We start from the raw sequence: 10,478 nt of genomic DNA, 5'->3' as shown, positions 1-10,478 counted from the left end.
CTGGAGCAGGGGCCGGGCCGCGGTCGTGAGGGCGGGCGGGATCAGCTCTCGGGCTGAGCGGCCGCCGCCTTCTTGGTGGTGCGACGGCGCGGGGCCTTCGGCGCCTCGGCCACGGCGGCCTCGGCGACCGGCTCCGCGGCGGCCTTCTTCGTCGTTCGACGTCGGGCCGGCGTCTTCGGCTCCGAGGCGTCGGGCGCCTCGGCGACGACGGCCTTCTTGGCCGCGCGACGACGGGGGGCCTTCGGGGCCTCCTCGGCGGCCGGAGCCTCGACGGCGCCGGTCTCGGCGACCGGCTCCGCCACGGCCTTCTTCGCGGTGCGGCGGCGGGGAGCCTTCTTCGGCTCCTCGACCGGCGCCTCGACGGCCGGGGCCTCGGCCACGGGCGCCTCGACGGCCGGAGCGGCCTCGACGACGGGAGCCGTGACGACCGGAGCCGTGACGATCACGGTCGCGGCGGCGGTCGACGTGGCCGGCGAACCGGCGGCCTTGCGGACCACACGGCGACGCGCGGGCTTCTTCGGCTCCTCCTCGACGACCGGCGCGGGCGCCGGCTCGACGACGGGCTCGACGACCGGGGTGGAGGTCACCGGCGAACCGGCGGCCTTCCGCACCACACGGCGACGACGCGGCGCGGGAACCTCGGCCGTGACCGCCGCGGCGGCCTCGACCACGGGTGCGGCGGTCACGACGGCGGCCGCGACCGGCTCGGCCACCACAGGGGCGGCGGCGACGGTCTCGGCGACCGGCTGCGTGACGGCCTTCTTGGCGGTGCGGCGGCGGGGAGCCTTCTTCGGCTCCTCGACCGGCGCCACGGCGACGGGCGCCTCGACGACCGGCGCCACGGCGACGGGCGCCTCGACGACCGGCGCGGCCTTCGCGGCGCGCAGCGCGGCCGCGGCCGTCTCGACCGTCTGGAACGACACGGTGTCCTCGGCCGGGCGGATCACCCGGGGACGACGACGGCGCGGGGCCGGGGCCGCCTCCTGGGCCACGGGGGCCGGAGCGGCGGGCGCGGTGCGCACGGCCTCCGGACGGGCGGCGGTACGGCTGCGGCGGCGCGGGGCCTTCGGCTCGGCGGCCGGGGCCTCGACCACGGCGGTCTCGACGACCGGGGCCGCGACCACGGGAGCCTCGGCCACGGGCGCCGGAGCGACGTCCTCGACCACGGTGCGGGCGGCCGGAGCCTTCCGCTCGGCCTGGGCGACCGTCGCGGGCGCGGCCTGGGCGGCCTGCGTCACCGGCGCGGAGCCCGGGGCGCCGACGCGGGTGCGACGGCGGCGGCGCGGGGTGCGCGGGCCGGACTCGGCCTGCGCCTCGTCCGTCACCGGCGCGGTCTCGACGGCCGGGGCCGCGGAGGCCGCCGGCGCGGTGGCGTCGAGCTCGCCGCCACGGGTACGCCGGCGCTGACGCGGGGTCCGCGTCCGCTCCGGGCGCTCCTCGGTCCGCTCGGTCCGCTCGGTCCGGTCGTTCTTCGGGCCGCGCGCACGGCGTCCGCCGGGCTCGCCGAGGTCCTCGAGCTCCTCCGCGCCCAGACCCGCACGGGTCCGCTCGGCGCGGGGCAGGATGCCCTTGGTGCCCGCCGGGATGTCCAGCTCCTCGAACAGGTGCGGGGACGAGGAGTACGTCTCGACCGGCTCGTGGAAGTCCAGCTCGAGCGCCTTGTTGATGAGCTGCCAGCGCGGGATGTCGTCCCAGTCGACCAGGGTCACCGCGGTGCCCTTGTTGCCCGCGCGGCCGGTGCGGCCGACACGGTGGAGGAACGTCTTCTCGTCCTCCGGCGACTGGTAGTTGATGACGTGGGTGACGCCCTCGACGTCGATGCCGCGGGCGGCGACGTCGGTGCAGACGAGCACGTCGACCTTGCCGTTGCGGAAGGCGCGCAGCGCCTGCTCGCGGGCGCCCTGGCCGAGGTCGCCGTGGACCGCGCCGGAGGCGAAGCCGCGACGCTCCAGCTGCTCGGCGATGTCGGCCGCCGTGCGCTTGGTGCGGCAGAAGATCATCGCGAGCCCGCGGCCGTTGGCCTGCAGGATGCGGGAGACCATCTCCGGCTTGTCCATGTTGTGCGCGCGGTAGACGTGCTGCTTGATGTTGGCGACGGTCGCGCCCTCGCCGTCGGGCGAGGTGGCGCGGATGTGCGTCGGCTGCGACATGTAGCGGCGGGCCAGGCCGATGACCGCGCCCGGCATGGTCGCCGAGAACAGCATGGTCTGGCGCTTGGCCGGAAGCATGTTGATGATCTTCTCGACGTCGGGCAGGAAGCCCAGGTCGAGCATCTCGTCGGCCTCGTCCAGGACGAGGACCTTGACGTGGGACAGGTCGAGCTTGCGCTGGCCGGCCAGGTCGAGCAGACGGCCGGGGGTGCCGACGACGACGTCGACGCCCTTCTTCAGCGCCTCGACCTGGGGCTCGTACGCCCGGCCGCCGTAGATGGCGAGCACGCGGACGTTGCGCACCTTGCCGGCGGTGAGCAGGTCGTTGGTGACCTGCTGGCACAGCTCGCGGGTGGGGACGACGACGAGCGCCTGCGGGGCGTCGGTCAGCTGCTCGGGCTTCGCCCGGCCGGCCTCGACGTCCATGGGGACGGTGACGCGCTCCAGGATCGGCAGACCGAAACCGAGGGTCTTGCCGGTGCCGGTCTTGGCCTGGCCGATGACATCGGTGCCGGTCAGGGCGACCGGGAGGGTCATCTCCTGGATGGGGAAGGGGGTGACGATGCCGACGGCCTCAAGGGCTTCGGCCGTCTCGGGAAGGATTCCGAGGTCTCGGAAAGTCGTAGTCAGGGTGCTGCCTCTTCTGTGGACGCGGTGCGAGGCGAACGAAGGGGGTCGTACCGTGCCGGGAACTGCCGGCGCGATCCTGGGGATCGCTGCCGGGTGGCACGGGACCACTGCCGTCGCTCGAGCGTCGTACCGCTGAGGTGACCCTTCCGCGGGTCCGCCGGAAGGGCTGTCGGGCCGGAGCCGATCGGGCCACCGACCGGGCATCCTCATTCATGAGTCGGCCCACCGGATACGTCCGAACGTGCGAAAGCATGTCCGCATACTCAGCAGGCGCCTTATCACTGTACCCCGGAATCGCGCATGTGTGTTGGGAGAAATGGTGATGAGGGCACGGTCACACTGACTGACCAGCGCCTTCCCCCGGTGCCCGAGCGGGCTATTGTGCGCTCCATGGAGACGCCTGACAACGCCACACCCACCGGGATCGCAGCCAAGGACTGGGCGACGGCTTCCGCCGAGCCGCAGTACCGCGCCGCCGTGATCGACCTCCTCGGCGCCCTCGCCTACGGAGAGCTCGCGGCCTTCGAACGGCTCGCCGAGGACGCCAAGCTGGCGCCGACCCTCGCGGACAAGGCGGAGCTGGCGAAGATGGCCTCCGCCGAGTTCCACCACTTCGAGCGGCTGCGCGACCGCCTCGCCGCCGTCGACGCCGAGCCGACCGCGGCCATGGAGCCCTTCGCCAAGGCGCTCGACGACTTCCACCGCCAGACCGCGCCGTCGGACTGGCTGGAGGGCCTGGTCAAGGCGTACGTCGGCGACTCGATCGCCAGTGACTTCTACCGGGAGGTCGCGGCCCGCCTCGACTCCGACACGCGAGGACTCGTCGTCTCCGTGCTCGACGACACGGGCCACGGCAACTTCGCCGTCGAGAAGGTCCGCGCCGCGATCGACGCCGACCCGCGCGTCGGCGGCCGGCTCGCGCTCTGGGCGCGCCGGCTGATGGGCGAGGCGCTCTCGCAGGCGCAGCGCGTGGTCGCCGAGCGCGACGCGCTGTCGACCATGCTGGTCGGCGGTGTCGCGGACGGCTTCGACCTCGCGGAGGTCGGCCGGATGTTCTCCCGGATCACCGAGGCCCACACCAAGCGCATGGCCGCGCTCGGCCTGGCCGCCTGAGCATCACCCGTACGAAGCCGTCCCCGTCGGGGGAGTTCCCGTACGAAGGCGTTCCGGTCGTACGGGAAGGGGGCGCGCGGCGCTGTTCACGCCGCCGCTGATCGTCGCAGCCGCCTGCGCGAGGCGGGCCGGATCAGCAGCGAGAGCAGCACCGCGGCCACCGCCACCGCGCCGACCAGGGTGGCGAGGAAGTGACCGGGGCCGAGGGCCCCGTGAGTGACGAGCGCGCCGAAGACGCCGCCCAGCGCTCCGGTGGCGAGGACGATCACCCGGACGGGGAGGCGGTCGGGCAGCCGGTGCGCGGCGGCCCAGGCCAGGGCGAAGCCGAGCAGGGCGGAGCCGAGGGCTTCCAGGAACACTACGAATCACCTCGCGAGGGGTGCGGGGCGGGTGGTGCGGTCGAGATCCCTCCTACCCCAGGGCTCCGGAACGCAATCCTCCTGTACGTCCTGACGTGGCCATTCGGACATCCGAGGGCACGGCGGGACGGCGTCCGCCGCATGACGAAGGGCCCGGTGGACCATGACGGTCCACCGGGCCCTTCCGCAGATCCTGGGCTCAGAGCGCGCCGAAACCCACGCGGCGCACGGCGGGCTCGCCGAGCTCCACGTACGCGATCTTCTCGGCCGGGATGAGGATCTTGCGGCCCTTCTCGTCCGAGAGGCTGAGCAGCTGCGCCTTGCCGGCCAGCGCGTCGGCCACGGCGCGCTCCACCTCCTCGGCGGACTGCCCGCTCTCCAGAACGATCTCCCGGGGTGCGTGCTGCACGCCGATCTTGACCTCCACGGCTATGTCCCTCCGAACGGTCAGCGTTGCGCGAATACCGCGCCGTACGCTGCACACATTAGCCCGGTGAGGGGACGCGTACGGCTCAGCCGCCGCACGCCAGGAGCGAACAGGCCGCGGGAATGCTCAGTGACCCTCGGCGCTCAGCTGGCCGTCCACGGCGTGCAGCGGGAAGCCGGCGATGCCGCGCCAGGCGAGCGAGGTCAGCAGTCCGACCGCCTTGTCGCGCGGGATGGCGGACCCGCTCGACAGCCAGTAGCGGGCGACGACCTGGGAGACGCCGCCGAGACCCACGGCGAGCAGCATCGACTCGTCCTTGGAGAGGCCGGTGTCCTCGGCGATGACGTCGGAGATCGCCTCGGCGCACTGCAGGCTCACCCGGTCCACGCGCTCGCGCACGGCGGGCTCGTTGGTCAGGTCGGACTCGAAGACCAGCCGGAAGGCGCCGCCCTCGTCCTCGACGTACGCGAAGTAGGCGTCCATGGTGGCCGCGACGCGCAGCTTGTTGTCGGTGGTGGAGGCGAGGGCCGTGCGCACCGCCAGGAGGAGGGACTCGCAGTGCTGGTCGAGCAGGGCCAGGTAGAGCTCCAGCTTCCCGGGGAAGTGCTGGTAGAGCACCGGCTTGCTGACGCCGGCGCGCTCGGCGATGTCGTCCATCGCGGCCGAGTGGTACCCCTGGGCGACGAAGACCTCCTGGGCGGCGCCGAGGAGCTGGTTCCGTCGGGCACGTCGCGGCAGGCGCGTGCCCCGAGGGCGTGCTGCCTCTGTCTGCTCGATGGCGCTCACGCGGCCTCCCAAAAATCGATCCATGCACGCTGTCGCGCGCGTCGCCATCGTACTTTTGGGTAACCCGGCTGTGCGCGGTGCGGACGCAGAATTTCACGGACCGGACGTCCGGGTCGACAGTCGATTCAAAATTAAACCGAACAAATCGGCGGTAGTCGTCCGCTCAGCGGTAGTCGTCCTCGTCCAGGGTGACGACCCGTGCCTGTTCGGACGAGTCCGCCTCGTTGGCCGAGTCCCGCTCGACGTGGGTGAGCGGTTCGTCGTCGCGTTGCTGCAGTTCGGTGTGCTGCTCGGCAGCGTCGGCCTCCGGGATCTCCTGGTCCAGCACGACGTCCTCTTCCTCGGTGAATGTGTCCGGATCGGTCGGATCGACAGTCATGAGGTTCCTTCCGGAGCAGCGGGTCGCGGTCCTCTCCGATGGCCCTCTCTCCGAGCGTAGGAGCACACGCGGCTCGCCGCACACGCACCTGTGACGGCACCCACACGTCTTCGCGCGTGATCGTCTCGTAATATTGCGGCCATGTCGTCGACCGAGCTGCCGGAAACCCGGACCGCCGCCGCGCCCTCCGCGTCGCGCCCCGCGCGCGCCGTACGGGTCGCCGACGGCGAGGAGCTGCGCTCCGTCTCGCTGCCCGGACTCACCCTCACCGTGCGTGCCCGGCCGGGCGTCGAGCCCGGTCTGCCGCCCGCGCTGTACGTCCACGGCCTCGGGGGCTCCTCGCAGAACTGGTCCACCCTGATGCCGCTGCTCGCGGACCTCGTCGACGGCGAGGCGGTCGACCTGCCCGGCTTCGGCGACTCGCCGCCGCCCGACGACGGCAACTACTCGGTCACCGGGCACGCGCGCGCCGTCATCCGGCTCCTCGACTCCACGGGCCGCGGACCGGTCCACCTCTTCGGCAACTCGCTGGGCGGCGCCGTCGCCACCCGCGTCGCCGCGGCGCGCCCCGACCTGGTCCGCACCCTCACCCTGGTCTCGCCGGCGCTGCCCGAGCTGCGCGCCCAGCGCACGGCCTGGCCCACGGTGCTGCTGGCGGTGCCCGGCGTCGCCTCGGCCTTCGCGAAGCTCACCAAGGACTGGACGGCCGAGCAGCGCGTCCGCGGTGTCCTCTCGCTCTGTTACGGGGATCCGGGCCGGGTCTCCGACGAGGGCCTGCGGTACGCCGTGGAGGAGATGGAGCGGCGTCTGGAGCTCCCCTACTTCTGGGACGCCATGGCCCGCTCCTCGCGCGGCATCGTCGACGCGTACACGCTCGGCGGCCAGCACGGACTGTGGCGGCAGGCCGAACGGGTTCTCGCACCCACGCTCCTCGTCTACGGTGGGCGCGACCAGCTCGTCTCGTACCGGATGGCCCGGAAGGCGGCCGCGGCGTTCCGCGGCTCGCGCCTGCTGACCCTTCCCGAGGCGGGGCACGTGGCGATGATGGAGTACCCCGAGACGGTCGCGCAGGCCGCCCGGGACCTGATCGCCGATCACGGCGGGAGCTGATCCGGGGCGTGGGACGACATAGTCGCAAGGGCTCCGCGCCCTCGGTGGCCGACACCGGACAACAGGCGGCGGCCCCTCAGGCCGCCCCGGCGGCGGCCGGAGCACCGGGCACGCAGCCGGGCCGCGCGCCGCAGGGCGGCACGGGACGCCGCCGCAGGACCGCGGGCGGCGGAGGTCAGGACCCCGCGGGGACCCCGGCGCACGGGACCCCGATGTACGGGACCCCCGCGCACGGCACCCCCGGGTACGGGACCCCCGCGCACGGCACTCCGATGTACGGGACTCCCGCGCACGGCACCCCCGCGTACGGCGGCGGGGCCTACGACACCGGGGCGCACGCGGCCCTCGGGACCCCCGCGCACGGCGTCCCCGTCTACGGGAGCTCCGTACGGGGCGGACATCCGCAGCACGCTGAGGGCTCCGTGCCCCGGCCGTACCCCGCACGGCACGGCTCCCCCCGCACCGAGGAGACCGAACAGGCCGCCCCGCAGGCGCCGTTCATCCCCGGCCCCCGCCGCGAGACCCTCCCCGAGGCCGACGAGCCGGCCGGCAGGGGCGGCCTCGGCCGCACCCTCACCGGGGTCGCGGCGGCCGCCGTCGCCACCGTCCTCGCCGTCGTCGTCACCGGACAGGTCGCCGACCAGGACGAGGCCCCGGGCGCGGCCCACGCCGCCGAACAGCCGGACGAGCGGGCGGACGACACCTCCGCCTCGCGTTCCGACGAGCGGGCCACCCCGTCGAGCCCGGCCGCGTCCGCGCAGGCCACCCCGCCGCCGCCCCCGCCGACGTACGAGCAGCTGATCGCGCGCCAGTACCCGATCGACCCCAAGCTCAAGGGCTCCGGCAAGTTCGCGGCCGTGCCCGGCTTCCAGAAGGCGCCCGGCAAGGGGAACCTGGTCCGCTACCGGATCGACGTCGAGGAGGGCCTCGGCCTCGACCAGGACCTCTTCGCCACGGCCGTGTTCAAGACCCTCAACGACCGCCGCAGTTGGGCGGGCAACGGCGAGATGACCTTCGAGCGCATCTCCAGCGGGGAGCCGCAGTTCGTCATCACGCTCGCCAGCCCCGGCACCACCGGCGTCTGGTGCGAGAAGTCCGGGCTCGACACCCTGGCCGAGAACGTGTCCTGCGACTCGGCGCAGACGGACCGCGTGATGATCAACGCGTACCGCTGGGCGCAGGGCTCGGACACCTTCGGCCCCAAGGCGATGTTCGCGTATCGGCAGATGCTCATCAACCACGAGGTCGGACACCGGCTCGGGCACGGCCATGTGAACTGCGGCACTCCCGGCGCCCTCGCGCCCGTGATGCAGCAGCAGACGAAGTCCCTGAACATCGACGGAATCAAGTGCCGCCCCAACCCCTGGGTGCACCCGGGGAGTTGAGATCCGCCCCGATCCTCCGGTGATCACATCCTGAGACGCACGTCTCAGGAATCGCGCGAACCGCGTTGACATCGTTCGCGCGTTCGTTCATATTTCTCGGCATGTCGCCCCGTCACGTCGTCTCCGATCGCGCCGCCTTCGAGCTGGCGCTCATCGGCGTGGCCGGACATTCCGTCGCCGACATTCTCTGTAGCTGACTCCCCCCGGGCCTGGCGGCCCGGGCGGTACCCCCAGCCCGAGCGCTCAGTCGGCCATCGCTTTCCCGCATTACCGACGATTCTCCGCGCCGGGTGTCTCCTCCCCGCAGGCGCGGCTTTCTTCTTTGATCTCCTGTGCTCGGTCATTCCCTTCGGATGCCGCCGCTCGCCGCTGCCCGCGTGGAATTCCCTTTCCCGTACCCGCAGTTCTCCGAGAGGTTTTCTCCGATGCGTCAATCGTCCGTCGTTTCGCGCCGCGTGGCAGCGACCGCCGTCAGTCTCGTCCTGACCCTGGGCGTCGCCGCCTGCGCGGGACCCGAGGACGCCGGCGCCAAGGGCGGCACCTCCGGCAAGGCCGCGGGCGCCCCGCAGAAGGGCGGCACGCTCACCGTCCTCAACACCGAGGCCCAGACCGACTTCGACCCCGCCCGCCTCTACACCTCCGGCGGCGGCAACGTCCCCTCCCTCGTCTTCCGTACGCTCACCACCCGCAACCGCGAGGCGGGCGCCGCCGGCACCCAGGTCGTCCCCGACCTCGCCACCGACACCGGCCGCCCCAACAAGGACGCCACGGAGTGGACGTACACGCTGAAGGAGGGCCTGAAGTTCGAGGACGGCACGCCCATCACCAGCGCCGACGTCAAGTACGGCATCGAGCGCTCCTTCGCCGCCGAACTCTCCGGCGGAGCCCCGTACCTGCGTGACTGGCTCGTCGGCGGCGACACGTACCAGGGCCCCTACAAGGACAAGAAGGGCCTCGCGTCCATCGTCACCCCCGACGCCCGGACCCTCGTCTTCAAGCTGAAGAAGCCCGAGGGCGAGTTCCCCTTCGTCGCCACCCAGACCCAGTTCGCCCCGGTCCCCAAGGCCAAGGACACCGGTGCGAAGTACGAGGAGCACCCCGTCTCCTCCGGCCCGTACAAGGTCGTCAAGAACGAGAACGACGGTGAGCGCCTCACCCTGGAGCGCAACGAGCACTGGGACCCCAAGACCGACGAGGAGCGCAAGGCCTACCCGGACAAGATCGACGTCCGGTCCGGTCTCGACGAGGCCGTGATCAACCAGCGCCTCGCCACCTCCACCGGGGCCGACGCCTCCGCGATCACCACCGACACCAACCTCGGGCCGGCCGAGCTCGCCCAGGTGGGCTCCGACAAGGCCCTCGCCGCCCGCGTCGGCACCGGCCACTTCGGCTTCACCAACTACATCGCCTTCAACCCCAAGGTGAAGCCCTTCGACAACCCGAAGGTCCGCCAGGCGATCTCGTACGCGATCAACCGCACCAGCGTGGTCAACGCGGCCGGCGGCTCCGCGCTCGCCGAGCCCGCCACCACCTTCCTGCCCGAGCAGAAGGCCTTCGGCTTCACGCCGTACGACCACTTCCCGGCCGGGAAGACGGGCGACCCGGAGAAGGCCAAGCAGCTCCTGAAGGAGGCCGGCCACCCGAACGGGCTCACCATCACCCTGCTCCACTCCACCGCCCAGAACCGCACCACCAGCCCCGAGATCGCCACCGCCGTCCAGGAGGCGCTCGGCAAGGCCGGCATCACCGTCAAGCTCGACGGCCAGCAGCCCAACTCCTTCAACGAGAAGCGCTGGAGCGTCAAGGACGCGCCCGGCTTCTTCCTCTCCCGCTGGGGTGCCGACTGGCCGGCCGGCGGCCCGTTCCTCGCGCCGATCTTCGACGGACGCCAGATCGTCGCCAACGGCTCCAACTACAACCACGCGCAGCTGAACGACCCGGCGGTCAACAAGGAGATCGACGAGATCAACAAGCTGACCGACCTCAAGGCCGCCGCCGCCCGCTGGGGAGCCCTCGACAAGAAGATCGGCGAGCAGGCGCTCGACGTGCCCCTCTTCCACCCCGTCTACAAGCGGCTCGTCGGCAAGAACGTCAAGAACGTCGTCATCAGCGACTGGACCGGCGTCCTCGACATCTCGC

At 72.5% G+C, this 10,478-nt stretch carries 10 protein-coding genes; 5 read left to right on the top strand and 5 right to left on the bottom strand.

What is annotated here, in order from left to right:
* Window positions 1–41: 41 nt before the first annotated feature.
* A complete protein-coding gene (locus ACFQ79_RS38900; protein ID WP_383592669.1) occupies window positions 42–2,687 on the bottom strand; it encodes a DEAD/DEAH box helicase in 2,646 nt (881 codons plus the stop codon).
* Window positions 2,688–3,170: 483 nt separating this feature from the next.
* Here ACFQ79_RS38900 and ACFQ79_RS38895 point away from each other — a divergent pair, with 483 nt between their 5' ends.
* Window positions 3,171–3,893: a ferritin-like fold-containing protein gene (locus ACFQ79_RS38895; RefSeq protein ID WP_055599553.1), complete on the top strand. Its 723-nt coding sequence runs from the start codon at window positions 3,171–3,173 to the stop codon at window positions 3,891–3,893.
* 86 nt (window positions 3,894–3,979) lie between these two features.
* On the opposite strand, the gene ACFQ79_RS38890 is transcribed toward ACFQ79_RS38895, so the two are convergent.
* The 4 genes from ACFQ79_RS38890 to ACFQ79_RS38875 form a co-directional block, all read right to left on the bottom strand.
* Window positions 3,980–4,252, bottom strand: a complete 273-nt coding sequence (locus ACFQ79_RS38890; RefSeq protein ID WP_383592667.1) for a hypothetical protein — start codon at window positions 4,250–4,252, stop codon at window positions 3,980–3,982.
* A gap of 199 nt (window positions 4,253–4,451) precedes the next feature.
* Window positions 4,452–4,679 carry a DUF3107 domain-containing protein gene (locus ACFQ79_RS38885; RefSeq protein WP_030207540.1) on the bottom strand — a complete coding sequence of 76 codons (228 nt, stop codon included), beginning with the start codon at window positions 4,677–4,679 and terminating at the stop codon, window positions 4,452–4,454.
* A 126-nt stretch (window positions 4,680–4,805) separates the two neighbouring features.
* Complete coding sequence (locus tag ACFQ79_RS38880; RefSeq protein WP_030320731.1) at window positions 4,806–5,465, bottom strand: TetR/AcrR family transcriptional regulator; 660 nt, start codon at window positions 5,463–5,465, stop codon at window positions 4,806–4,808.
* A 163-nt stretch (window positions 5,466–5,628) separates the two neighbouring features.
* Entirely contained in the window at window positions 5,629–5,844 is a 216-nt protein-coding gene (locus tag ACFQ79_RS38875) for a hypothetical protein (RefSeq protein WP_383592664.1), read from the bottom strand.
* Window positions 5,845–5,985: 141 nt separating this feature from the next.
* On the opposite strand from ACFQ79_RS38875, the gene ACFQ79_RS38870 reads away from it, so the two are divergent.
* The 4 genes from ACFQ79_RS38870 to ACFQ79_RS38855 all read left to right on the top strand — a co-directional run.
* Window positions 5,986–6,954, top strand: a complete 969-nt coding sequence (locus ACFQ79_RS38870; RefSeq protein WP_383592661.1) for an alpha/beta fold hydrolase — start codon at window positions 5,986–5,988, stop codon at window positions 6,952–6,954.
* An 8-nt stretch (window positions 6,955–6,962) separates the two neighbouring features.
* Entirely contained in the window at window positions 6,963–8,339 is a 1,377-nt protein-coding gene (locus tag ACFQ79_RS38865) for a DUF3152 domain-containing protein (protein WP_383592658.1), read from the top strand.
* Between the two features lie 101 nt (window positions 8,340–8,440).
* Window positions 8,441–8,536: an Ms4533A family Cys-rich leader peptide gene (locus ACFQ79_RS38860; protein WP_319309988.1), complete on the top strand. Its 96-nt coding sequence runs from the start codon at window positions 8,441–8,443 to the stop codon at window positions 8,534–8,536.
* Window positions 8,537–8,764: 228 nt separating this feature from the next.
* Window positions 8,765–10,478: ABC transporter substrate-binding protein (locus tag ACFQ79_RS38855; protein ID WP_383592655.1), on the top strand; the 1,714-nt coding region annotated here is incomplete at its 3' end.

It is taken from the genome of Streptomyces sp. NPDC056480 (assembly GCF_042795405.1).
Taxonomy (GTDB): Bacteria; Actinomycetota; Actinomycetes; order Streptomycetales; family Streptomycetaceae; genus Streptomyces.
The sequence above is the reverse complement of the archived record's forward strand: the minus strand, read 5'-3'. Positions and strand labels throughout refer to the sequence as shown.

Coding starts and splice junctions, on each gene's coding strand:
- ACFQ79_RS38900 (WP_383592669.1), bottom strand. CDS start 2,687: ATGACCCTCCCGGTCGCCCTGACCGGCACCGATGTCATCGGCCAGGCC.
- ACFQ79_RS38895 (WP_055599553.1), top strand. CDS start 3,171: ATGGAGACGCCTGACAACGCCACACCCACCGGGATCGCAGCCAAGGAC.
- ACFQ79_RS38875 (WP_383592664.1), bottom strand. CDS start 5,844: ATGACTGTCGATCCGACCGATCCGGACACATTCACCGAGGAAGAGGAC.
- ACFQ79_RS38870 (WP_383592661.1), top strand. CDS start 5,986: ATGTCGTCGACCGAGCTGCCGGAAACCCGGACCGCCGCCGCGCCCTCC.
- ACFQ79_RS38860 (WP_319309988.1), top strand. CDS start 8,441: ATGTCGCCCCGTCACGTCGTCTCCGATCGCGCCGCCTTCGAGCTGGCG.